The organism is Methylorubrum pseudosasae (genome assembly GCF_029504475.1).
Lineage (GTDB): Bacteria > Pseudomonadota > Alphaproteobacteria > Rhizobiales > Beijerinckiaceae > Methylobacterium > Methylobacterium extorquens.
This window is the reverse complement of sequence record NZ_JAQGDU010000002.1, coordinates 4655014-4678154: the sequence shown is the minus strand read 5'-3', so window position 1 is coordinate 4678154 and position 23141 is coordinate 4655014. Positions and strand designations below refer to the sequence as shown.

Here is a 23141-nt window from a genome sequence, read left to right as displayed (position 1 = left end):
TGAGCGGTGGGGGCGAGCGGCCAAGTCGTATCGGCGGCTTCCGGCCCCCGCAAGGCAAGCCGGCCGGGACGCGCGGCCCACCCACCGCTCTTTCGGCGGACCGTGCGACGCGGATCGCGTGGCTTTGCGGCCAAAACAAGTTGGGATCGGCTGTAGCGGCCTCGCTTGGACCGATGCGGGCGGGTAGAGCGGTGACCATGCGAAGGATCGGAAGACGCAGCCCGGAAACCCTCTCTCCTCGGCGGGGGAGAGCCGTCGCGCGCCGTCTCGCAATCCGATGACCCTCGCTCCGCTCCTCACCGTCCCGCTGGCGGCGCTGCTCTCCGCCGGCCTGATCGTTCTGCTGAAGCCGCTGCTGCGGCGCTACGCCCTGGCGCGGCCCAATGCCCGCTCCAGCCACCGGGTGCCGACGCCCCAGGGCGGCGGGATCGCGATCATCGCCGCCGCGCTGATCACGGCGGTCGTCCTGGCCGTGCCGACCGGGATCGCGCTCGGGGGCGTCGAGCTGCCGGTGCTGGCGCTCTCGGTGATCGCCCTCGCCGTGGTCGGCGCCGTCGACGACATCCGGCCGTTGCCAGCCTCGCTCCGACTCGTGATCCAGGCCGGCGCGGTCGCCGCCGTCGTGCTCACCGTCGAGGGCCGTCTGCTGCCGGACGCCCCGCTCTGGCTGGAGCGGGCCTTCGCGATCCTTGCCGGGCTCTGGTTCGTGAACCTCGTCAACTTCATGGACGGGCTCGACTGGATGACGCTGGCCGAGTTCGTGCCGCCCACCGCCTTCCTGTTCGCCCTCGGCCTCGCGGGCCGCTACGCGCCGGAGCCGACGCTGGTTGCCGGCGCCCTGCTCGGGGGCCTTCTCGGCTTTGCACCGTTCAACCGGCCGGTGGCGCGGCTGTTCATGGGCGATGTCGGCTCGCTGCCGATCGGGCTGATCGTGGCGTGGCTGCTGTTCCGCCTCGCGGAGCAGGGGGGATTGCAAGAGGGCTTGGAAGGCGGCTTGGCCGCCGCGCTGATCCTGCCGCTCTATCCCATCGCCGACGCGACGCTCACCCTGCTGTGGCGCCTGCGGCGGGGGGAGGCCGTCTGGCAGGCCCATCGCAGCCACTATTATCAGGTCGCCACCGTCAACGGGTTCTCCGTACGGGAGGCCGTCGGCTGGGTCTTTGCCCTGCAGGTCGCGCTGGCCGCGCTGGCGGGCGTGACCTTGCTTTGGCCGTCTCGGGCCGTCACGCTCGCTTGCCTCGTCCTCGCGGCGGGGCTGGTCGGGTGGCTGCTGCGCCGGTTCGCGACGCCGCGGGCCGCCAGCGCGTGAGGGGATGACGGGTGAGCGGAAAGCTGATCGCGCTGACGGGAGCCACCGGCTTCATCGGACGCCACCTGCTGCGGGCGCTCTCGGAGCGGGGCTACCGGGTCCGCGTGCTGCTGCGGCGTCCCGTCGAGGTGCCGGAGGGCGCCAGCGGCGCGGTGGTGGGCGATCTGGCCCGGCCGATGAACATGGCCGCCGCGCTTACCGGGGTCGATGCGGTGGTGCATTCCGCCGGGCTCGCCCACGCCATGTCCGGCGCACCCGAGGACGATTTTCGCAACTCCAACACCGAGGCGACGCGCAAGCTCGCCGACGCCGCGCAGCGGGCGCGGGTGGGCCGCTTCGTGTTCCTCTCGTCGATCCGCGCGCAGGCCGGTTCGAGCGCCCCGGTGCCCCTCTCCGAGGCGGACGCGCCGGAGCCGACCGATCCTTACGGCCGCTCCAAGCTCGCCGCCGAAGAGGCCCTGGCCGAGACCGGGCTCGACTGGGTCGCCCTGCGCCCGGTGCTCGTCTACGGCGCCGGCGTGAAGGGCAACATGGCGGCCCTGCTGAAGCTCGCCCGCACCCCCTATCCGCTGCCGCTCGCGAGCCTGGCCGGGCGCCGCTCGCTGGTTTCGGTCGAGAGCCTTGCGGGCGCGGTGGCCACGGCGCTGGAGGCCCCCGGCCCCCTGCGACGTCCGCTGGTGGTGGCCGATCCCGACCCGCTGACGCTGCCCGAGATGCTGGCCGCGCTCCGCGCCGGACTCGGGCGCGGGCCCGGCCTGCTGCCCTGCCCGGTGCCGCTGATCGGCCTCGCCTGCCGCGCCACCGGCCGCGAGGCTGCCTTCGACCGGCTGTCCGGCTCGCTCGTCGCCCGCGCCGAGGGCTTGGAGGCCCTGGGCTGGCGGCCGGCGCAAGCGTCGCGGGACGGGCTCGCGGCGCTGGCACGGGCGGGCGGTTGAGGGCTCAGGCGGCCTTGAGAGCCGCCGCGGCGTCGAGGGCGCCAGCCAGAGCCCGCTCGCGGGCCTCCGGGCCCAGGGCGATACCCTCGGCGACGATGATCTCCGGCGCGGTGATGCCGATGAAGGCGAGCACCGTGCGCAGATAGGTCTCCGCGTGCTCGGCCGCCGCGGCGGGCGTGCCCGGCCCGTAGAGGCCGCCGCGCGAGACGACGGCGATAACCCGCTTGCCGCCGGCGAGGCCCTCGGCCCCGGACGGCCCGTAGCGGAAGGTGACGCCCGCCACGAGGATGCGGTCGATCCAGGCTTTGAGCTGGCTCGATAGGGTAAAATTGTAGAGCGGCGCGCCGATCACCACGATGTCGGCTGCCAGAAACTCCTCCAGCACTTGCCGGCCGAGTTCGACGTCGTGCTGCACGTCGGGCGTATTCGTGGCGTTGGGCTGCGCTCCGGCGAGGACCGCGCCCGAGAGGTGCGGCAGCGGCGTCCCGGCGAGATCGCGGTAGATGACGCCGAGACCGGGATGCTGCGCCCGCAGGCGGTCCACGATGGCGGCGGAGACGGTCCGGCTGACGGAATGCGGCCCCAGGATGCTGCTGTCGACGTGAAGGAGCTTCATGTTTGATCCTCGGTATCAGAAATGAACCGAGGCGCTATAGATAACCACCGTCAGCCGCGCGCAAGGAGGCACATTCTTGGAACCCGGGCACATCGAGGGAACCGACGCACCGCCGCGGCCCGAGCATTCCGGGCAGGATTGCCGCCTCGTCGGCACGGTGCTCGCGCGGATCGGCGACAAGTGGAGCGTCCTCGTCGTCATGATGCTGGGCGACGGTCCGCGGCGCTTCAACGAGCTGAAGCGGATGATCGGCGGCATCTCGCAGCGGATGCTCACCTTCACCCTGCGTGGGCTGGAGCGGGACGGCCTCGTGACGCGCACGATCTTCCCGACGATCCCGCCGCGGGTCGATTACGAGCTGACCGAACTCGGGCGCTCGCTGCGGGAGCCGATCCAGGCGCTCGGCGCCTGGGCCTTCGCCCACCTGCCGGAGATTCAGGAGGCCCGCGCCCGCTTCGACCGCCGCGGCGAAGGGGCCTGAACTTCAAGGAATCGAGGCCTCAGGCGGTCGCCGCCTCGGTGGCTGCCGCCGGCGGCGCGATGGTCTCGGGCTTGGTGTTCGGAACGGCCCCGGCGCGATTGCGGAAATCCGGGATCGCCTCCTCGAACACGGCCTCCGCCGCCGCCCGGTCGCCCGCCGTGACGGCCTCGCGCAGGCGAGCGATCCACCCTTCCAGCACCGCGCGGTCGGCGAAGACCGGCTTGGCCGCCATGACGCCTTCGATCCCGGCGAGCGTCACGCGCGGTTCTTCCTTCGCGAACAGAATCTCGTTGAGCCGCTCGCCCGGCCGCGCGCCGGTCACCTGAATCTCGATATCCTCGCCGGGCTCGAAGCCGGCGAGGCGGATCATCCGCTCGGCGAGATCCCGGATGCGCACGGGCTGGCCCATCTTCAGCACGTAGACCGCCGCGCGCTGGTCGCCGGTATCGCCGCGCCCTTCCGCGTCGGCGTGGGAGGCGGCGGTGAGTACGAGGTCGGAGGCCTCGCGCACGGTCATGAAGTAGCGCACCATCTCGGCATGGGTCACCGTGACCGGCCCGCCGCGGGCGATCTGCGCCTTGAACACCGGCACCACCGAGCCGGCCGAGCCCAGCACGTTGCCGAAGCGCACGGCGATGAGCCGGGTCGCCTCGGGGCCGGAGCGCTCCGCGTCGAGGGATTGGGCGACCATCTCGGCGAAGCGCTTGGTGACGCCGAGCTGCGAGACCGGCTCGATCGCCTTGTCGGTGGAGATCATCACCAAGGCGCGGGCGCCCGCGGCCACCGTCGCCTCGGCGACGTTGATCGAGCCGAACACGTTGGTCTTGATGCCCTCGGCCCAGTCCCGCTCGAGATAGGGCACCTGCTTCAGCGCGGCGGCGTGGAAGACGTAAGTGGGCCGGAAATCGCGGAGGATCGCGTGCAGCCGCTCGCGGTCGCGGATATCGGCGAGCGCGCCCTCGACCGCGGCCTCGGCGTGGAGCAGGGCCGGCCCGTTGAGGACGGCATGCAGGGCCGGCTCCGAATTCTCGATGACGAGCAGCGCCGAGGCGCCGAAGGCGACCGCCCGGGCGCAGATCTCGGCGCCGATCGAGCCGCCGCCGCCCGTGACGACGACGCGGGCGCCGGTGAGGAAGCGCTCGAGCCGCGGCCGGTCGATGGCGACGGTGGGGCGCAGGAGCAGGTCCTCGATCTCCAGCGGCGCGAGTTCGGCGTCGCGCATCCCCTCGCCGAGGCTGGTGACGCGGGCGAGCGGCAGGCCGAGACGGCGGGCGCGGGCGATGAGATCGTCGGGCTCGGACTCGGGCGCCAGCGCGCTCGGCGTCGCCACGAGCCGGCGCACCGGCAGGCCGCGATTAGCGAGGTCTGCGACCACCTGTTCGAGGTCGCGAAACCCGCCGAGTACGGGCACGCCGCGCATCATCTGGCCCGCCTCGTCCGCCCGCGGCGAGAGGATGCCCTTCGGGGAGAGCCGCTTGACCGAGCCGGATTCGATCGCCCGCAGCACGATCTCGATATCGGTGCCGCGGCCCAGCAGCAGCGTCGGCGTGGTGGCGGTTCGGGCCTGGCTCTGCCGGGAGCGGGCGTATTTCAGGTAGCGGAAGGCCAGCCGCGGCCCGCCGAGCAGGAAGATCTGCAAGACCCAGTAGAGGACGATGGCGACCTTGCCGAAGAAGTAGAACCCGTAGAGATTCGAGGAGACCAGCACGTAGTCGAGCACGAGCAGCGTCAGCGCGGTGACGCTCGCGGCGCGCACGATGCCGGCGAGGTCGGGCAGCGAGGCGAAGCGCCACTTGGTGCGGTAGAGCCGGAACCACGCGTAGATCAGCCCGGCATAGGCCAGGAACGGCGGCAGCAGCAGCGGAAGCGCGTGCAGGCGCTCGGCCAGCGCCCCGTCCTGAAAGCGGAAGACGAAGGTCAGCACCACGGCCGCCGCGGTCGCGGCGAGATCGTGGACGACCATCACCGCCGTCTTGAGGGAGCGCTTCTGCATGGTGCTTCGTGTCAGAGCATCGGCCCGAACAATGGAGACCGGTTTTCGGCACAAGGCCGATGCTCCAGGCGGAGCGCGGTATCGGCGCCGACCGGGGGGAATGTCAACGCGCCGCGCGGACCGCCCTGGCGACCGCTCCATTCCCCTGGTCGAGATCCGGGGCGTCGATATGGCGGTAACGGGCCTGGATCAGACCGAAGGCGCCGAAGGCGAAGTGGCCGGCGGCGACGATGGCGAGCAGCACCCAGCCATAGGGCTGCGCCCTCAGCGCCGAGAAGGCGCCCGAGAGGCCCGTGGCGTCGGAGGAGGCCTGCGTCCAGGCGGCGGTGAGGACGAAGCCGCCGATCATCAGGAAGACGAGCCCCCGCGCCGCGTAGCCGAACCGGCCGAGCCGGTCGATCCAGGCCTCCGAGCCGGCGGGAAGGGAGAGCCGTTCGGTGACGTTGCCCTTCCAGGCCTTGGCGGCGTAGCCGATCCCGGCGGCGACGATGCCGAGCCCGACGATCCCGACGAGCCAGGGGCCGAGGGGCTGGTTGAGCAGCCATTTGGTCCAGTCCTGCACCCCATCGCCGCCGGCCGAGGCGCGGCCGATGCCGAAGGCGAGGCGGGCCGCGGTGAGGCTGAGGCCGGCATAGATCACGGCGCTGATCAGGTGGGCGCCGCGCACGGCCAAAGCCTTTGGCGAGTGCCCGCGCCGATCCGCGTCGGTCGCGCCCTCGAAAAGGCGCCACAGCGCGAAGCCCGCGAGGCCCAACGCGATCAGTCCGACGATGACGGCGCCGAACGGGCCACCGAGCACCGCGCGGATCGCGCTCTTGCTGTCGCCGGCCGATCCGCCCTGCCCGAGGGCGGCGAGCACGGCGAGCGCTCCCACGACGCAGTAGACGAAGCCGCGCGCGCCGTAACCGAAGCGAGCGAGGTGCTCCAACGCGTTGTCGTTCCGACTCCAAGCCATGGCGGTTCAGTCGCGCTCGCGGTCGGGCTTGCCGGCCAGCGCCACGTAGAAGCCGAGCCCGTCGCCCGCGGGCAGGGTCTGCAGCCGCTCGATCCAGCCGCGCCGCTTGGCATCGAGGAGTTGGCGCCCGATCGGCTGGAACAGGGTCTCGCCCCCGCCCTCCGGCGGTGGATCGAGGCGGATCGCCACGGTCTTGCCCTTGGCGAAGCGGCTGCGCTCCAGCATGTCGGTCAGCGAGGCCTCCGCGGTCGGGCGGTTGGCCCCGCGCAGATCGAGCACCGATTCCGCATCGGTGACCCCGAGCGAGCCGCGCAGCTTGTTGGCGTAGAAGTCTTCGAAATGGGGCAAGGCCGGTCCCGCGCGGGTTCGTCGTCTAGAAAGCGATGTCGTCATAGATCTCTGCAACGGCCAAGTGGCCGCCGAGTTCTGGCAGGTCGATCGCGTCGCCGAGGCCGTGGGCCTCGAACGCCCAGCCGCCCTCGGGCTCACGGCGCCACACCTCGACGCGCGGCTCGTCCTGATAGGCGATCAGGAACAGTTTGAGCGAGGCGATGCTCCGGTAAAAATCGGTCTTGCGGCCGCGATCCCGGCTCATGGTCGAGGGCGAGAGCACCTCCGCGACGAGGACGGGATCGCGGGCATAGCCGTCCCTCAGCGGTGGTCCGCAGCGCACCACCACGTCGGGGATCGGTGCGAAGGTGTCCATGCTGTCGCTCAGCACAGCGATGCCGGGAATCGCGCGGCAACCGCGGTCGCGGGTCATGTCGGAGAGCCGCCGCGCCAAGTTCAATACAATTTGCTGATGCCGCTCGCTCTGCGGCGCCATCGACACCGGCTCGCCGTCGATCAGCTCCCAGCGCTCCTCGTCCGGAAGGTCGGCGACCCAAGCCTGATACTCCGCCACCCGCATGCCGGGGTCGCGCCGAAGGGCGAGCGCCATCGTGAGACCTCCGAAAACGAAGGCGATGCTAGCACCGCCCCGGAGCCAAGCAAGCGGCCTGCGGCGCGGGGTCAGAAGGTCAGGCGCGCATAGACCTCCGCGACGGACAGTACGCCGCCGAGTTCGGGCAGGTCGATGACCGCGCCGGGCCCGGCGACTTCAACCGTCCAGTCCGGCGCCCGGCGCCAGACCTCCACCCGCGCTTCGTCCTGATGCACGAGCAGGAGTACGGCGAGCGAGGGAACGGACTGATAGAACTCGGTCTTGCGGCCACGGTCCAGCACGAGGGTGGAGGGGGAGAGGACTTCTACGATCAGGAGCGGATCGTCGGCATAGCCGTCGGGCAATTCGGCGCCGCATCGGACGACGGCGTCCGGGATGGGCGCATAATCATCGAACGCTTCGCTCAGGATTCCGAGACCTGGAACGGCCCAGCATCCCCTTGCATCGGCGAGATCGCCGAGTGCTCTCAGGAGGTTGTAGACAATTCTTTGGTGGCGGTCCTTGGAGGGCGCCATCAACACGGGGACGCCGTCGATCAGTTCCCAGCGCTCGTGATCGGGGCGGCTGACGACCCATTCCTGATACTCGGCGACCCGCATGCGGGTATCGCGCGGCGGGCCGACAGCCATCGCTCAGCCTCCTGTGCGAAGGCCCGAACCGTAACAAAAAAGGGCCGCCCCGGACAGGGCGGCCCCGAAGAGCGTTCTATGGCGGGGCTTCAGCCGTGCACGAGCACGTTGCGGAACTGCCAGGGGTCGCTCGGGTCGATGTCCTCCGGGAACAGGCCCGGACGGTCGGTGAGCGGGGTCCAGTCAGTGTACACGCCCACGACCGGGCCGAGATACGGCGTCTGCACTTCCAGGCAGCGGCGGAAGTCGATCTCGTCGGCCTCGACGATGCCGGCCTCCGGGTTCTCCAGCGCCCAGACCATGCCGGCGAGCACGGCGCTCGTCACCTGAAGGCCGGTCGCGTTCTGGTAGGGGGCGATCCGCCGGGTCTCCTCGATGGAGAGCTGCGAGCCGTACCAGTAGGCGTTCTTCTTGTGGCCGTAGAGGAGGACGCCGAGCTCGTCGATGCCGTCGACGATCTCGTTCTCGTCGAGGATGTGCTGGTGCTCCTGCACCTTGCCGGCATTGCCCCACATCTCGTGCAGCGAGAGCACGGCGTCGTTGGCCGGGTGGTAGGCGTAGTGGCAGGTCGGACGGTAGACCGCCTCGTTACCCTCGCGGACCGTGTAGTAGTCCGCGATCGAGATCGCCTCGTTGTGAGTCACGAGGAAGCCGAACTGCGCCTGCGCGGTCGGCGTCCAGGAGCGCACGCGGGTGTCGGCGCCGGGCTGGAGCAGGAAGATCGCGCAGCGCGAGCCCTTGGTCTGCTCCTGGGCATTGGCGGGCTTCCAGGTCTCGTGCGTGCCCCAGCCGAGCTCGGCCGGCTGGTTGCCCTCGGAGACGAAGCCCTCGACCGACCAGGTGTTGACGAACACGCCCTGGGGCTTGGGGTTCTTGGCCCGCTGGGTGTCGCGTTCGGCGATGTGGATGCCCTTGACGCCGAGTTCGCGCATGAGCGCGGCCCATTCCTCGCGGGTCTTCGGCTCAGGGGTCGAGGAGCCGGTGTCCTTGGCGACGTTGAGCAGCGCCTGCTTGACGAACCACGAGACCATGCCGGGGTTTGCACCGCAGCAGGAGACGGCGGTCGTGCCGCCGGGCGCGGCGCGGCGGGCGGCGAGGATGTTCTCGCGCAGCGCGTAGTTGGTGCGGTCGGCCTGGCTCAGGTCCTTGTCGAAGTAGAAGCCGGTCCACGGCTCGGCGACCGTGTCGATGTAGAGCGCACCGAGTTCGCGGCAGAGTTCGAGGATGTCGCGCGAGGAGGTGTCGACCGAGAGGTTCACGCAGAAGCCCTGGCCGCCGCCCTCGGTGAGGAGCGGGGTGAGGACGTCGCGGTAGTTCTCCTTGGTGAGCGCGACCTTCTCGAAGCGCAGGCCGTGCTTGTCGGCGAGATCTTTATGGGTGTCGACGGGATCGATGACCGTGAAGCGGCCCTTGTCGTACTCGAAATGGCGCTCGATGAGGGGCAGGGTGCCCCGGCCGATCGAGCCGAAACCGATCATCACGATCGGGCCGGTGATGCGACCGTGGACGGGCCAATCCTTCTTCGGGCCATCGGACATGCGCGGACACTCCTGTCGGGCTGCTCGTTGCTTGAGAGCGGCGTGATTGATGCTTGGAAGTGACGAGCGGATGACGGTTCGGCGTCTGCCGGTCAACCGGTCGGTCCGCTTGGATGTTGCGGAACCGTGAAGATTCCAGGTTTTCAGCTATGAGGTGAGTGCAGGTCTGGGCTCGGATGGCGTCGGAGGCGTGTGCCGAAAAGTCTGTCTATGCTGCACTGCAACAAGGGAGTGACGCTCAAGGGCCGACAGCACGCACAAGGAAACCGCACCATGCTGACCGTCCTCACCGCACCGTCCATCCATCCCGAAATCGAGACGATCGATCGCGATCCGGGCATCATCACACTCCTCGCCGCCCTCGTCCGCGCCGGACGTACGGCCGCCGGCCAGGCCCGCGCCTTCCACGAGGGTGCCAGCCGCCTGTCCTTCTCCGCGACCGCTTGGCCCTATCACCGCTGAGCCGGTGATCCGTGCCGGTGCTCCCGGTCTATTCCATGACGACCACCATCGACCGGATCAGGGTCCGCCGCCGCTCCTGCGGGTCGACGGGCCCTGTTTCGCACTTAATCCCATGACGGGAAGCGGGCGCTGCAGCCCGGCCTCGCCTCAGGCGGCGTGTCGTCGTGCCACGACCGCGGTGGCCTCGGCCGCGACCTCCGGCAGCCGCTCGAACGCGCCGGTCGCGCGCAGCACGCCCTCTGCGCCCGCGAGCGCATGGGCCGCCAGTTCCAGTCCGAGGAAGCGCTCGCGCTCGAACGGACCGGGCATGTAGAGCCCTGCTGCCTTCTCCGGGGCGAAGCCGAAGCGGGCATAATAGGGCGCATCCCCCACCAGCAGCACGGCGCCGTGGCCGAACGCCGCCGCTTCGGCGAGCGCGGCCCGCATCAGCGTTCCGCCGAGGCCGGCGCCCTGAACCTCCGGATCGACCGCGAGCGGGCCGAGCAGCAGGGCCGGCCGGCCGCAGCCGGTCTCGACATCCCACAGCCGCACGGTGCCGACGAGTTTTTCGCCCCGCACAGCCGAGAGGGCGAGGCCGCGCGCTGGAAGGCGGCCCTCGCGCAGGCGCTGCGAGGTCTTCAGGAAGCGGCCGGGGCCGAAGCAGGCGTCGAGCAGGTGCTCGCGGGCCACGACATCGGAGGCGGTTTCATTGCGGATCTGGATCACGGCCGTACCCTCCCAGGTCGCTGAGAAGCGGGGGGAAACAGCCCTCGCACCCGCCGAGGCGGGCCGTCCGGGACACAACGACATGCGCGTCTCGTGAGACGCGCGGCACTTCTGACGGAAGAGGCGTGAATGAAGCCTGACCGGGGCCGGTCCCGCCGGAGCGGGACCGGATTGCGGATCAGATCACGATCTGCGCGAGGGGGGGGAAGCCGTTGAAGGCGACCGCCGCGTAGGTCGTGGTGTAGGCGCCCGCGCCCTCGATCCACACCTTGTCGCCGATCGAGAGGGAGACCGGCAGCGGGTAGTGGTTCTTCTCGTAGAGCACGTCGACCGAATCGCAGGTCGGGCCGGCGACGACGCAGGGCGCCATGCGGTCCTCGTCGTGGTCGGTGCGGATCGCGTAGCGGATCGACTCGTCCATGGTCTCGGCCAGCCCACCGAACTTGCCGATGTCGAGATAGACCCAGCGCACCTCGTCCTCGGCCTCCGACTTCTTGGAGACGAGCACGACCTCGGCCTCGATCAGGCCGGCATTGCCGACCATGCCGCGGCCCGGCTCGATGATCGTCTCCGGGATGCGGTTGCCGAAATGCTTGGTGAGCGCGCGGAAGATCGCGTCGCCGTAGGTTTCCACGCCCGGCACCTGCTTGAGGTACTTGGTCGGGAAGCCGCCGCCGAGGTTGACCATCGACAGGCCGATGCCGCGCAGAGCGCATTCACGGAAGATCTCGGAGGCGGAGGCGAGCGCCCCGTCCCAGGCTTCCGTGTTGGCCTGCTGCGAACCGACATGGAACGAGACGCCGTAGGCATTGAGGCCGTGCCGGTGGGCGTGCTCCAGCACGTTCACCGCCATCTCCGGCTCGCAGCCGAACTTGCGCGACAACGGCCAATCCGCACCGGCGCCGTCGCAGAGGATGCGGCAGAACACCTGCACGTCACCGGACGCGATGCCGGCCGCCTCGCTCGCGCGAACGATCTTCTCGACCTCGGCCTGGCAATCGACGGCGAACAGCCGGATGCCGAGCTTGAGCGCGCGGACGACGTCGCGCTCCTTCTTGATGGTGTTGCCGAAGGAGACGCGGTCGGCGGTGGCGCCGGCGGCGAGCGCCATCTCGATCTCGGCCACGGAAGCCGTGTCGAAGCAGGAGCCCATCTCGGCGAGCAGGCGCAGCACTTCCGCGGCCGGGTTCGCCTTCACGGCGTAGAACACGCGGGTGTCGGGCAGCGCGCGGGCGAAGGCGGTGTAGTTGTCGCGCACGACATCGAGGTCGAGGACCATCACCGGGCCCTCGTCCTGGCCGAGGTCGCGGCGCGCGCGCAGGTAATCGCGGATGCGATCGGTCATTGGTCGTCCCCACCACAGGTTCGAGGCGCCGTCGAGGGCGCGAGATCGAATCGTGACGGTCCCGGAAGGACCGTCGGCGTCAGGGGGCGATGCGTCGCTTCCGCTTCGCGCTTTGGAGACGCGGAACGGTCAGCGGGCGCGAGAAGCACCCCGGAAGCTGCCGTGGATTGGATGGGGGAACCCCAACCGCACGCCGGGCAAGGATAAACAAGCCTCTTCGGTGTCGGCCTTTGGAAGGGCCGACGAGACCAAAAAAGCCCGTTCGTCGTTGCTTTAAGCTGCGTCCCCCGTGGAGAGCGGGGTTCGCCGGTTTCGCCTCCGGCTGCCGGTTGTTGTTAGGGTCTGGTGTCGCCACCCGGATGCCGGCCGTAGGGATCCACCCTTTACGACCATCGATCCTTTAAGACCCCTGGCGGCTGTCCGGCAGTTGACCGGATGCCCACCAACCGACACGCGGCCACAGGCACGTGCGAAATTGGGCAGGCGCCATATACGGCCGGGGGCTCTCGACCACAAGGGAAAAACGGTTCCGCTACCCCCCGATTTCCGGCCGGATCGGTCGAGAGTTCGGCGCGGCGCGCGATTGTTGCGCGAAAGACGCAGCTCCGCATCGCACGAGCTCGGCCGGCCCCTTCCCAAGCCCGACCGAAGCGGCCATTGAACCGTGGCATTTCGGGATGGGATCATGATCCGCGCCAAAGGCCCTCACGCCCCCAACGGCCATGCCGAGCAGGCCGTGCCGACAGGCGCGCCCTCGCGCCGGGGCGTGATGTCGGGGCTGGCTGCCGCCGGCCTCGCCGCGGCCCTGCCGGCTTCCGCTGAAGACGATGCGAGAAGCCCTCCCTTCGAGCCCGGCATGGTCGAGCGTCAGGCGCAGGCGCTCGCGGCGCAGCCGTTCGACGGCCGTTTCCCGCCGCTGCCGGCGCCGCTCGCAGGCCTCGATTACGACGCCTACCGCGACATCCGCTTCCGGAAGGACCATGCGTTTCTCGGCGAGGCCGGCGGGCCGTTCCGGCTTCAATTGTTCCACCGCGGCTTTCTCTATCCGCGCCCGGTCTCCGTGAGCCTCGTGCGCAATGGGATCAGCACGCCGATCCCATACGATCCGGCCCTGTTCGATTTCGGCCGGACGCGGATCGACGGGACGCTGCCGAGCGACCTGAACTTTGCCGGCATCCGCATCCACGCACCGCTCAACCGGCCCGACCGCCTCGACGAACTGATCGTCTTCGCCGGCGCCAGCTATTTCCGCTTCCTCGGCCAGGACCAGCTCTACGGCCTCTCCGCCCGCGCCCTCGCGATCGGTTCGGATGGCGAGAAGGAGGAGTTTCCGTTCTTCCGCGCGTTCTACATCGAGGTGCCGTCGGCGGATGCGAAGGCCCTGACGATCCACGCCCTGCTCGACAGCCCGTCCGTGGCCGGTGCCTACCGCTTCACAGTTGAGCCGGGCCGCACCACGGGGGTGCGGGTGAGCGCGACGCTCTATCCGCGGCAGGACCTAGCCTCCGTCGGCATCGCCCCGCTGACCTCGATGTTCTTCATCAGCGAGACCGATCGCGGCCACAGCGACGATTACCGGCCGGAATTGCACGATTCGGACGGGCTCCAACTCGCCACCGGCTCCGGCGAGTGGCTGTGGCGACCGCTCGACAACCCGCAAAGCCGGCGGATCTCGACCTTCCTCGACCGCGACCCGAAGGGTTTCGGGCTGATGCAGCGCGACCGCGACTTTGGCAGCTATCAGGATCTCGAAGCCGGCTACGAGCGCCGCCCTGGCTACTTCGTCGAGCCGGAGGGCTCGTGGGGCGAGGGCAGCGTCGTGCTGATGGAACTGCCGACCGATAACGAGACCGCCGACAACGTCGTCGCCTTCTGGCGCCCGAAACAGCCTTATCCGGCGGGACGGCCGGCGCGGCTCGCCTATACGATCCGGGCGCTCGCGGCCGAGGATCTTCACCCGAACGGCAAGGTGATGAACACCTTCATCGCCGAGCCCGCCGCGAGCGGCGCCGCGCGCCGGGCCGCGGATGCAGCCGCCCTGCGCAACCGGCGCTTCCTGATCGATTTCGGTGATGGCGAGCTGGACAAGCGTCTCGGCGATCCGGTGCCGCCCGAAGTCGTCGCCAGCGCCAGCAACGGACGGATCACCGCGACCTCGATCGTGCCGAATCCGCATGTCGGCGGTTTCCGCGTCGCCCTCGACGTGCAGCTCGACGGGCCGGGCGCGACCGAATTGCGGGCCTATCTGAAGAAGGACGATCAGGCCCTGACCGAGACATGGTCCTATCCCTGGAGCGTCGCGTGAGCACTCGCAGCGAGCGCGTCGCCGCCCGCGTGCCGGTGGAGATCCGGCCGGCCCGGCTCGCCGATCTCGACGCGCTCGTCTCGCTCGAACACGCCGCCTTCACCACCGACCGAGCCGAGCGGCGGGCGATCCGCCACGCGATCCGCTCGGTCAGCATGACCCTCCTCGTCGCCGTCGCGCGCGAGCCGGCGGAGGGCGGTGAGGTCGAGATCCTCGTCGGGGCGGCCACGACGGAGCGGCGGCGCACCAGCCGCGTCGCCCGGCTCTCGTCGCTCGCCGTCGCGCCCGCCCGCGCCGGCCTCGGGCTCGGGCGCAAGCTTCTGCAGGCCGCGGAGGCCGATGCCCGCGCCCATGGCTGCGAGCGGCTGCGCCTGGAGGTGCGGGCCGACAACGGCGGTGGCATCCGGCTCTACGAGCGGGGCGGCTATGCGCGAACCGGGACGAAGCCGGACTACTACGAGGACGGCATGGAGGCGTGGTGCTACGAGAAGGCACTCACGGAAGGGTAACGTTGGCTTGTGCGCCGCAGCGCAGGTGCGCCAGCGCACTGGCGAACCGGTCGGGCAGATACAAGGTTCAGCCCACCCGAAGGCGGCTTCGGCACCTGCAGCGCAGCGTTTTCGAGAGCCGCTCCCTCCCGACAGAGTATCGAATGCCCTCAATCTTTGACCCGATCACGCTCGGCGCGTTGAAGCTGCCGAACCGAATTCTCATGGCCCCGCTGACCCGCGCCCGCGCGACCCGGACCCACGTTCCGACGCCGGTGATGGCCGAGTATTACGCTCAGCGCGCGACGGCCGGCCTCATCATCTCCGAGGCCACGGGCATCAGCCAGGAAGGGCTCGGCTGGCCCTACGCGCCGGGCATCTGGTCCGATGAGCAGACGGAGGCCTGGAAGCCGGTGGTGAAGGCCGTGCACGAGGCGGGCGGGCGCATCGTTTGCCAGCTCTGGCACATGGGCTACCTCGTCCATTCCGACTTCCTCGGCGGCGAGCCGCCGGTCGCCCCCTCGGTCGCCACGGCACCAGACGAGGCGCACACCTATGACGGCAAAAAGCCCTACAGCCAGGCGCGGGCCCTGCGCGAGGACGAGATCCCGCGGCTCATCGCCGATTACGAGCGGGCCGCGCGCAACGCCGTCGCGGCGGGCTTCGACGGCGTGCAGATCCACGCGGCGAATGGCTACCTGCTCGACGAGTTCATCCGCGACGGCAGCAACAAGCGCAGCGACCGCTACGGCGGCTCGGTCGAGAACCGGGTTCGGCTGGTGACCAAGGTGGCGCAGGCGGTGGCCGGCGTGGTCGGCGCGGACCGCACCGGCATCCGCTTCTCGCCCAACGGCCCGATCCAGGGCGTGGACGATTCCAACCCGCACGAGGTCTTCGGGCTTGCTGCCGAGATGATGGAGCGCGTCGGCCTCGCCTTCATCGAGATGCGCGAGCCGGGTCCGGACGGCACGTTCGGCAAGGCGACGGTGGCGCCGGTGGCGCCCGTCATCAAGGAGCGCTTCGGCGGTCCGGTCATCCTGAACTGCGACTATGACGGTGAGCGCGCCAAGCAAGCGGTGGCCTCGGGCGAGGCGGATGCCATCGCCTTCGGCCGGCCCTACATCGCGAACCCCGATCTGGTCGACCGCATCGCCAAGGGCCTGCCCTTCGCCAAGGACGACATGAAGACCTGGTACAGCCAGGGGCCGGAAGGCTACGTCGATTACCCGGCGCTGACGCAGAAGGCGGCGTAAGACGGGAATCGGCCTCTGGCTGCACTGAGCGATCGAATGCAGGAGGCGGCCTCGCGCAAGCGGGGCCGCCTTCCGCCATGTTGGAGGCCCGATCCCGTGAGCGTCATGACCCCGGAGGACGCCGCGTCGGTCGCTCCCTACCGCCTCGTCGCCTTCGACTTCGACGGCACGCTCGCCGACAGCTTTCCCTGGTTCTGCGCCAATCTCAACGACGTGGCGGCGCGCTACCGCTTCCGTCGCGTCGAGGCGGGCGAGACCGAACGGCTACGGGGCTTGAGCGCCCTGGCGATCCTGAAGGATCTCGGCATTCCCGCCTGGAAGGTCCCGCTGATCGCTCGTCACATGCGGGCGCTCGCGACCCGCGACGCTCCTCAGCTGCGGCTGTTTTCCGGCATTCCGGAGATGCTCGCGGGGCTCAATGCGGCGGGGCTCACACTGGCTGTCGTGAGTTCCAACAGCGAGGCGAACGTCCGCTGTGCTCTCGGCGCGTCGGCCGGATTCATCCGGCACTATGCCTGCGGTGCTTCGCTGTTCGGCAAGGCGCGCCACCTGCGCGCGGTCGCGCGGGCAGCGAGCGTCGAACCGGCTGCCATGCTGGCGGTGGGAGACGAGATCCGCGACGCGGACGCGGCGGCGCAGGCTCGATGCGGCTTCGCCGCGGTGGCCTGGGGCTACAACAGTCCCGAGGCCCTGGCCGGTACGCGTCCGGCCTTCTTGTTCGCCGAGCCGGGTGCGGTGGCGCGGGCCCTGGTGGGCCCGCCCGGACGCTCTTACTGACCGGCGCGGGCGCCGGGGACGACCGAGGCGCCGGCGCCGCTGCCGAACGGCTCGTAGCGGGTCAGGCCGCGGAAGAGCTGGCTGATGAAGGCGCGGTCGGAGCCGCTGGCCGGCGTCGTGCGCTCGATGAAGTCGAACACGCGCCCGTCCTGCAGGCCGTAGAGTGCGACGCGCTCTACCTTCATGCCCTGGTTGAAGTAGACCGCCGTGACCTTCTGGTCCTCGATCTGCTCGCCCAGGAACATCACCGTGCGGCGGGTGTTCTGGCTGATGTAGTACCAGGACTTGTTGCCGACCGTGGAGACGGTGGACGGGGTGCCGAGGATCTGCAGCACCTGTTCGGCACCCATGCCCGGCTTCACCGTGGCCAGAGCCGCCTGATCGATCTGATAGCCGTGGCGGATATCCTCGGCCGATGCAGCCTGATACGCCGATCGCGACGGAGCCGAGAACGGCCGCGCGGGCAAGCGACGAGACGAGACGGCGCGACATCGGCCCCCCTGATTTCCAGCCAAAAGGGTCTTCATCCGCGGCGCGTTTCAACTCGCGCGTCTTCGGACTTGCACCCTGGTCCGCGGTTGCCGTACCGCGGGGTTATGGCTTTGACAAGGCAAGCTTGGCCACAGCGTCGGCACATCCGGTGGAACGTATGATCGCGGGCTTATTCCGCCGCGCCGACCGGCGGCGGCGGACGATCCAATCGCTGCATCGGACGATCGGCGAGGCCGCGCGCCGGCCCGGCCTCTATACGGCGCTCGGCGTGCCCGACACCGTGGAGGGCCGGTTCGAGGCGTTGAGCCTGCACGTGATCCTCGTGCTGCGCCGCCTCGGCCAGTTGCCGCCGCCGGCGGCTGATGTGGCGCAGGATCTGGTCGATTCCGTCTTCATGCAGCTCGACGCTTCGCTGCGCGAACTCGGCATCGGCGACATGGGCGTGCCCAAGCGCATCAAGAAGCTCGGTGCCTCGTTCTATGCCCGGGCCGGATCCTACGGCACCGCGCTCGATGCGGGCGACCGGGCCGGGTTGGCCGAAACACTCGCCCGCAACGTCCTCGACGGCGTCGAACCCGAGGCCGCCGGGCCGCTGGCATCCTATGTCGAGGCCGCCGCCGCCGCGCTGGGGGGCCAAGATCTCGACGGCCTGCTCGGCGAGGGGCCGCGCTTCCCCGAGCCGGTCGGCGCGGCCGCGACAGAGAATTCAGGAGACCATCGATGACGCCGAAGCCCGCGGGGCCGCTCTCCCGCTCCGTCAACGTCGAGCGCCTGCCCAAGGACCGCGCCGAGATCGTCGTCGAGGCGAATCCGGCCGAGTGCGAGGCCCTGGCCCGCGACTTCAAGGTCCCCGCCATCCGCGACCTCGTCGGCCGCTTCACCTTGAGCGGTTCGTTGACCCGGCTGCACGCCGAGGGCCGGGTCGAGGCCGTGGTGACCCAGATCTGCACCGTGACGCTCGAGCCCTTCGAGGCGAAGGTCTCCGAACCCGTCGAGGTCGACTTCACCAATGCCGACATCCTGGAGGGCACCGACGCCGAGGATGTCGATCTCCCCGATCCGATCGTGAACGGACGCGTCGATTTCGGCGTGCTGACCGCGGAATTCCTCGCGCTCGGCCTCGATCCCTACCCGCGCAAGCCAGGCGTCGCCTTCGATGCGGTCACGGTCGGCGAGGACCCGCTGCCGTTCTCCGATCTGGCGGCTTTGCGGGCCAAGCTCGGTGGGGACAAGGGTTGATGGGTGGGCCCGCCAGACCTCCGGCGGGCCTGATCACGACGATGGGTGAGTTTTTGTTTGCCCGGCGGGGCGCTGCCGCTATTTTGCGCCGCCGATTCCGGGGCCTGTGATGCCCCTTCACGCTCGCTGCCCGCCGGCTTACCCCGCGGCGCCCCGAAGGAACCATGTCGAACCGCGTTTGCATCTCGCTCGACGCCATGGGCGGCGATCACGGCCCCACGACCGTCGTGCCCGGTGCGGCCATCGCCCGTGAGCGGCACCCCGAGCTTCACTTCATCCTGTTCGGTGACGAGGCGGTGGTGCGCCCCCTCGTCGACGCCGAGCCGCGCCTGAAGGGCGCCGTCGAGATCCGCCACACCACCGTCTCGATCGCCATGGACGACAAGCCGAGCCAGGCGGTGCGCCAGGGCCGGGGCAAGTCCTCGATGTGGCGGGCGATCCAGGCGGTGCGCGACGGCGAGGCCCAGGCCGCGGTCTCGGCCGGCAACACCGGCGCCTTGATGGCGATGTCGAAGATCTGCCTCAAGACCATGGCCGGTATCGAGCGCCCGGCCATCGCCTGCCTGTGGCCGACCGTGCGCGGCGAGAGCGTGGTGCTCGATGTCGGCGCCACCATCGGCACCGATGCCGAGCATCTCGTCGAGATGGCGGTGATGGGCTCGGCCATGGCCCGGATCGTCCTCGACGTCGAGCGCCCGACGGTCGGCCTGCTCAATGTCGGCACCGAGGAGATGAAGGGCAACGAGGCCGTGAAGGAGGCTGCCCGCCTCCTGCGCGAGTCGGAGCTGCCCAATTTTACGTATCACGGCTTCGTCGAGGGCACCGATCTCGGCCGCGGCACCACGGATGTCGTGGTGACGGAAGGATTTACCGGCAATATCGCCCTCAAGACGGCCGAGGGCACGGCCAAGCAGATCGCCTCCTATCTCAAGGCGGCGATGGGGCGGACCCTCTCGGCCAAGATCGGCTACCTGTTCGCGCGCCAAGCCTTCGCGGCCCTGCGCGAGAAGATGAACCCGAGCCGGGCCAATGGCGGCGTGTTCCTCGGGTTGGAGGGTATCGTCATCAAGAGCCACGGCTCGGAGAACGCTCAGGGCTTCGCGGCCGCCGTCGATCTTGCCTACGACATGGCGCGCTACGACCTGATGCGGACGATCCGGGATATGCTGGAGCAGACGCCGGCGGTCGCCGCCGGGCTCGAAACCGGCTTGATCGAGAAGTAAGCCGGGCACAGAAGTGAGAAAGGGACGGATCTGATGGCGCATGCGCGCTCCGTCGTGGTCGGCTGCGGGGCGTATCTGCCCGAGACCGTCGTCACGAACACAGATCTCGCCGAACGCGGGATCGAAACCTCCGACGAGTGGATCGTCCAGCGCACCGGCATCCGCCAGCGCCACATCGCGCGCGCCGACGAGACGACCTCGGTGCTCGGCACCCGCGCGGCGATGGCGGCCCTCGACGATGCCGGGCTCTCGCCCGCCGACATCGATCTCGTGATCTGCGCGACCTCGACGCCCGACCACACCTTCCCCTCCTCCGCCACCCAGATCCAGGCGGCGCTCGGGATCGAGGGCGGCTTTGCCTTCGACCTCCAGGCGGTCTGTGCCGGCTTCGTCTACGCGGTGGCCACCGCCGACCGCTTCCTGACGACGGGCGGCGCCAAGCGCGCCCTCGTCATCGGCGCCGAGACCTTCTCGCGGCTGCTCGACTGGGAGGACCGCACCACCTGTGTGCTGTTCGGAGACGGTGCCGGGGCCATCGTGCTGGAGGCTCGCGAGGGCGAGGGCACAAGTGCCGACCGCGGCGTGCTCTCGAGCTGCCTGCGCTCGGACGGGCGCCACCGGGCCAAGCTCTACGTCGATGGCGGGCCCGGCTCGACCGGCACCACCGGCAAGCTGCGCATGGAGGGCCGCGAGGTGTTCCGCTTCGCGGTCGGCTCGGTGACCGACGTGATCGAGGACGCCTTCCGCGCCTCCGGCACCACCGCCGACGACCTCGCGTGGTTCGTGCCGCACCAGGCCAACCGCCGGATCATCGAGGCCTCGGCCGACAAGCTCGGCATCGCCCGCGAGAAGGTGGTGCTCACCGTCGATCGGCACGGCAACACCTCGGCCGCCTCGATTCCCCTGGCGCTGGACGCCGCCCGCCGCGACGGGCGCATCCGCGAGGGCGACCTCGTGATGATCGAGGCGATCGGCGGCGGGTTCACCTGGGGCGCCGCGCTCATCCGCTGGTAGGCGATGAGCGTCGGAACGAGCCTAGCCTCCTGTCAACCGTAAGGTTCTGTTGACCGTCGCCCCTCAGCCGATTAGCGTGTTCGATCATAGAGATACACGGCGGGATCCTTTGTCGGGGAACCCGCACGGCATTTGAGCGGAGGCTGCATCCGTACGTCCTGAGAAGGATGGCAGGGATGTCGAGCAACTCGGCCGGAAGGGGGAGCGGATGGCGGGCAAGACGGTCACACGCGCAGATTTGAGCGAGGCCGTCTACCAGCAGGTCGGTCTGTCACGGGCCGAATCGGCCGCGCTGGTCGAGACGGTGCTTGCCGAGATCTGCACATGCCTATCCTCGGGCGAGACGGTGAAACTGTCCTCGTTCGGCTCCTTCGTCGTGCGCTCCAAGGGCAAGCGCATCGGCCGCAATCCGAAGACCGGTGTCGAGGTCGAGATCGAGCCGCGGCAGGTGATGGTGTTCAAGCCCTCGAACGTGCTCAAGGCCCGCATCAATGGCGGCCACGTCAACGGGCTCGACATGGATGAGGACGAGTGACCCGGCCGAGCCGGCCCGGTCCTCTCCCGCACAATCTGGTTTGAGGCGCTGCCATGGGACTGCCGCTGGAATCCCCCGCCCTCGATTCTTCCGCCGGTGACGAGCGGAGCGAGAAGAGCCCCGGCGCCTTCCGCACCATCACCGAGGTGTCCGAGGAACTCGGCGTGCCGCAGCACGTCCTGCGCTTCTGGGAGAGCCGGTTCAGCCAGATCAAGCCGACGAAGCGGGCCGGCGGCCGGCGCTATTATCGGCCGGAGGATGTCGATCTCATCAGGGGCGTGAGCTGCCTGCTGCGCGGAAAAGGCTACACGATCCGCGGGGCGCAGCGCGTCCTCAAGGAGAACGGCGTGCGCTTCGTCCAGGCGCTCGGCCGAGGCGAGGCCGAGGTCGGCGCGCCGACCGGCATCGACCGGGACGAGGAAAGCGTCGAGGCGGCGGCCTCGGATCGCCGGGCGCTCGAGGGGGCGCTCGCCGAGCTGCGTGCCTGCCGGGCCCTGCTCGCTGGCCTCGACGAGGCGGATCACGAGGCCGCCTGAGGCGGGGCCGAGCGCCGCCGTCGAATCCGGAAAAATCGCTTGTGCGCAAGGCATTGGCCGGCCTCGCGGATTTCGGCCCACCCCGGCGCTTCGGCCGGCCGATGCGGGCTGAACTTTACCCGCGGAACGGCGTTGAGGCGCCATGGCCCCCCCTCGCTCCCGGATGTCTCCGACCCAGGAACTCATCGCCCGCGTGATGCGGATCGTGCGCGCTTGCCCGGAAGCCGCCAACGAGGTTCTGGAATTGATGTTCCTCGTCAGCCAGATCGAGGCGTCGACCACCGTCGATCGGGAGTACCGGGACGCGCGGCGGGTCATCAGCCGGCTGCGGGCGCCGCTCTGGGATATGGGCCCGGCTGATCGGGAGACGCTGCTCAGGGCCGCCGATACCATCCGCCGCGCCTGCGACTTGGGCGACGCGGACATTCCGGCCGCACCCTTCGCCGATCTCGGCGAACGCGAGCGCGTCGAGAAGGCGCTGACCCAGGCGCTCGCTGGGCAGCTCGATGACGCGCAGATCGCGCGGGTGGCCGGCACGGTCGCCGCCGCGCTGCAGCACTGAGCGGGCGCGGCCTTCGGCAAAATTCGTTCGGCAAGATTCGAAGGGGCGAGCCTCGACGCAAGCCGGCGCCCTCCCCACATCTTCTTTGGCGCCCAGTCGCTCTCCGGCCGGTCGCCCGAACGACGCTCAAGGGAAACGCCGATGGATCTGCCGACCACTGCCAAGAGACAATCCACGGGACCGATCGCGGCGCTGCCCGCCGCCTTCGCCGCTGCTTGGCTCTGTCTCGCCGGGCCCGCCCTCGCGCAGACCACCGTCACCAAGAGCGAGACCGTGCCCGCCGGCAAGCAGGCGCGCCTCGTGATCGTGCCGAACCTGAAGAAGGATTGCTCGGCGGGCCCGATGCCGGAGATCAAGGTGGTGACGCCGCCCAAATCCGGCTCGCTCATCACGAAGGCCGGCAAGCTCAAGACGCCGGCCAAGTACCGCTGCCCCAACAAGGACGCCGAGGTTCAGGCGATCTTCTACCAGCCCAACAGCGGCTATACGGGCGCCGACGGGGTCGTCGTCGAGATCAAGAATGCCGACGGTGAGACCGAAAAGCGCGACATCCGCATCACCGTCGGCAAGGACGAAAAGTCCAAGGACGAGAAGAAAAGTGGCACCGATCTCTGATCGAATAGACGGTTTCGTGCGCGATCATACCGCGACGCAGCAATTTTGACGAATACCAGGGACTTCCGGTCTTCGGCCGGAGGTTTCTGCCTCGGGTCCGGGGCCGGTCAAGCTCGGGCTAAATCCCGGTCAGCTTTGAGTGTGTCCCGTTTCACACGCAAGACAGCCCTCCTGTGGGCGGTGCGACAAAA

At 69.7% G+C, this 23141-nt stretch carries 25 protein-coding genes and 1 pseudogene; 16 read left to right on the top strand and 10 right to left on the bottom strand.

What is annotated here, in order from left to right:
- Window positions 1-277 precede the first annotated feature (277 nt).
- Together M2437_RS23095 and M2437_RS23090 are read left to right on the top strand one after the other, a co-directional pair.
- Window positions 278-1309: an MraY family glycosyltransferase gene (locus tag M2437_RS23095; protein WP_253388780.1), complete on the top strand. Its 1032-nt coding sequence runs from the start codon at window positions 278-280 to the stop codon at window positions 1307-1309.
- Window positions 1310-1320: 11 nt separating this feature from the next.
- Window positions 1321-2244, top strand: a complete 924-nt coding sequence (locus M2437_RS23090) for an NAD-dependent epimerase/dehydratase family protein (protein WP_015950795.1) — start codon at window positions 1321-1323, stop codon at window positions 2242-2244.
- A gap of 4 nt (window positions 2245-2248) precedes the next feature.
- Here the strand turns inward: M2437_RS23090 and M2437_RS23085 are convergent, their stop codons facing one another.
- Window positions 2249-2860: an FMN-dependent NADH-azoreductase gene (locus M2437_RS23085; RefSeq protein ID WP_253388779.1), complete on the bottom strand. Its 612-nt coding sequence runs from the start codon at window positions 2858-2860 to the stop codon at window positions 2249-2251.
- Between the two features lie 76 nt (window positions 2861-2936).
- Between M2437_RS23085 and M2437_RS23080 the strand changes: the two genes are divergently transcribed.
- Window positions 2937-3341 carry a winged helix-turn-helix transcriptional regulator gene (locus M2437_RS23080; protein ID WP_003604228.1) on the top strand — a complete coding sequence of 135 codons (405 nt, stop codon included), beginning with the start codon at window positions 2937-2939 and terminating at the stop codon, window positions 3339-3341.
- A gap of 19 nt (window positions 3342-3360) precedes the next feature.
- On the opposite strand, the gene M2437_RS23075 is transcribed toward M2437_RS23080, so the two are convergent.
- The 6 genes from M2437_RS23075 to M2437_RS23050 form a co-directional block, all read right to left on the bottom strand.
- Window positions 3361-5334: a nucleoside-diphosphate sugar epimerase/dehydratase gene (locus M2437_RS23075; protein WP_253388778.1), complete on the bottom strand. Its 1974-nt coding sequence runs from the start codon at window positions 5332-5334 to the stop codon at window positions 3361-3363.
- A gap of 103 nt (window positions 5335-5437) precedes the next feature.
- Window positions 5438-6289 (bottom strand): DUF1206 domain-containing protein, encoded by an 852-nt coding sequence (locus tag M2437_RS23070; RefSeq protein WP_003604232.1) that lies wholly within the window; start codon window positions 6287-6289, stop codon window positions 5438-5440.
- Window positions 6290-6295: 6 nt separating this feature from the next.
- Window positions 6296-6637, bottom strand: coding sequence for a hypothetical protein (locus tag M2437_RS23065; RefSeq protein ID WP_003604234.1), 342 nt, complete (start codon window positions 6635-6637; stop codon window positions 6296-6298).
- A gap of 25 nt (window positions 6638-6662) precedes the next feature.
- Entirely contained in the window at window positions 6663-7229 is a 567-nt protein-coding gene (locus M2437_RS23060) for a Uma2 family endonuclease (RefSeq protein WP_253388777.1), read from the bottom strand.
- 71 nt (window positions 7230-7300) lie between these two features.
- Window positions 7301-7861 (bottom strand): Uma2 family endonuclease, encoded by a 561-nt coding sequence (locus M2437_RS23055; protein ID WP_253388776.1) that lies wholly within the window; start codon window positions 7859-7861, stop codon window positions 7301-7303.
- A gap of 89 nt (window positions 7862-7950) precedes the next feature.
- The gene (locus M2437_RS23050; protein ID WP_253388775.1) at window positions 7951-9399 is read right to left on the bottom strand and encodes a homospermidine synthase; all 1449 of its coding nucleotides are present in this window, start codon (window positions 9397-9399) and stop codon (window positions 7951-7953) included.
- Between the two features lie 273 nt (window positions 9400-9672).
- On the opposite strand from M2437_RS23050, the gene M2437_RS23045 reads away from it, so the two are divergent.
- Window positions 9673-9861 carry a hypothetical protein gene (locus tag M2437_RS23045; protein ID WP_003604239.1) on the top strand — a complete coding sequence of 63 codons (189 nt, stop codon included), beginning with the start codon at window positions 9673-9675 and terminating at the stop codon, window positions 9859-9861.
- Between the two features lie 147 nt (window positions 9862-10008).
- Here the strand turns inward: M2437_RS23045 and M2437_RS23040 are convergent, their stop codons facing one another.
- Window positions 10009-10566: a GNAT family N-acetyltransferase gene (locus tag M2437_RS23040; RefSeq protein WP_253388774.1), complete on the bottom strand. Its 558-nt coding sequence runs from the start codon at window positions 10564-10566 to the stop codon at window positions 10009-10011.
- Between the two features lie 178 nt (window positions 10567-10744).
- The gene (locus M2437_RS23035) at window positions 10745-11911 is read right to left on the bottom strand and encodes a type III PLP-dependent enzyme (RefSeq protein WP_253388773.1); all 1167 of its coding nucleotides are present in this window, start codon (window positions 11909-11911) and stop codon (window positions 10745-10747) included.
- Between the two features lie 685 nt (window positions 11912-12596).
- On the opposite strand from M2437_RS23035, the gene M2437_RS23030 reads away from it, so the two are divergent.
- The 4 genes from M2437_RS23030 (at window position 12597) to M2437_RS23015 (ending at window position 16734) form a co-directional block, all read left to right on the top strand.
- On the top strand, window positions 12597-14216 hold the full coding sequence (locus M2437_RS23030) for a glucan biosynthesis protein G (protein ID WP_253388772.1): 1620 nt from the start codon (window positions 12597-12599) through the stop codon (window positions 14214-14216).
- Window positions 14189-14725 carry a GNAT family N-acetyltransferase gene (locus M2437_RS23025; protein WP_253388771.1) on the top strand — a complete coding sequence of 179 codons (537 nt, stop codon included), beginning with the start codon at window positions 14189-14191 and terminating at the stop codon, window positions 14723-14725. The genes M2437_RS23030 and M2437_RS23025 overlap by 28 nt, the downstream gene beginning before the upstream one ends.
- 143 nt (window positions 14726-14868) lie before the next feature.
- Window positions 14869-15957, top strand: coding sequence for an alkene reductase (locus tag M2437_RS23020; protein WP_003597994.1), 1089 nt, complete (start codon window positions 14869-14871; stop codon window positions 15955-15957).
- A 105-nt stretch (window positions 15958-16062) separates the two neighbouring features.
- Window positions 16063-16734 (top strand): HAD hydrolase-like protein, encoded by a 672-nt coding sequence (locus M2437_RS23015; protein ID WP_253389663.1) that lies wholly within the window; start codon window positions 16063-16065, stop codon window positions 16732-16734.
- On the opposite strand, the pseudogene M2437_RS23010 reads toward M2437_RS23015, so the two are convergent.
- A pseudogene (locus M2437_RS23010) lies at window positions 16728-17226 on the bottom strand (outer membrane protein assembly factor BamE). The gene M2437_RS23015 and the pseudogene M2437_RS23010 overlap by 7 nt on opposite strands.
- 157 nt (window positions 17227-17383) lie before the next feature.
- Between M2437_RS23010 and M2437_RS23005 the strand changes: the two are divergent.
- From M2437_RS23005 to M2437_RS22970, 8 genes are all read left to right on the top strand, one after another.
- Window positions 17384-17950, top strand: a complete 567-nt coding sequence (locus M2437_RS23005) for a ubiquinol-cytochrome C chaperone family protein (protein WP_253388770.1) — start codon at window positions 17384-17386, stop codon at window positions 17948-17950.
- A complete protein-coding gene (locus M2437_RS23000; RefSeq protein ID WP_012253569.1) occupies window positions 17947-18465 on the top strand; it encodes a YceD family protein in 519 nt (172 codons plus the stop codon). Before M2437_RS23005 ends, M2437_RS23000 begins: the two co-directional genes overlap by 4 nt.
- 164 nt (window positions 18466-18629) lie before the next feature.
- Complete coding sequence (gene plsX, locus M2437_RS22995) at window positions 18630-19688, top strand: phosphate acyltransferase PlsX (protein ID WP_253388769.1); 1059 nt, start codon at window positions 18630-18632, stop codon at window positions 19686-19688.
- Between the two features lie 33 nt (window positions 19689-19721).
- On the top strand, window positions 19722-20702 hold the full coding sequence (locus M2437_RS22990; protein ID WP_056463571.1) for a beta-ketoacyl-ACP synthase III: 981 nt from the start codon (window positions 19722-19724) through the stop codon (window positions 20700-20702).
- Window positions 20703-20910: 208 nt separating this feature from the next.
- Window positions 20911-21237: an integration host factor subunit alpha gene (locus M2437_RS22985; RefSeq protein ID WP_003598011.1), complete on the top strand. Its 327-nt coding sequence runs from the start codon at window positions 20911-20913 to the stop codon at window positions 21235-21237.
- 53 nt (window positions 21238-21290) lie between these two features.
- On the top strand, window positions 21291-21773 hold the full coding sequence (locus tag M2437_RS22980; protein WP_015950812.1) for a MerR family transcriptional regulator: 483 nt from the start codon (window positions 21291-21293) through the stop codon (window positions 21771-21773).
- 142 nt (window positions 21774-21915) lie between these two features.
- On the top strand, window positions 21916-22335 hold the full coding sequence (locus M2437_RS22975) for a hypothetical protein (protein ID WP_015950813.1): 420 nt from the start codon (window positions 21916-21918) through the stop codon (window positions 22333-22335).
- Between the two features lie 141 nt (window positions 22336-22476).
- Window positions 22477-22950, top strand: coding sequence for a hypothetical protein (locus M2437_RS22970; RefSeq protein ID WP_003598014.1), 474 nt, complete (start codon window positions 22477-22479; stop codon window positions 22948-22950).
- The last annotated feature ends 191 nt before the right edge of the window (window positions 22951-23141 follow it).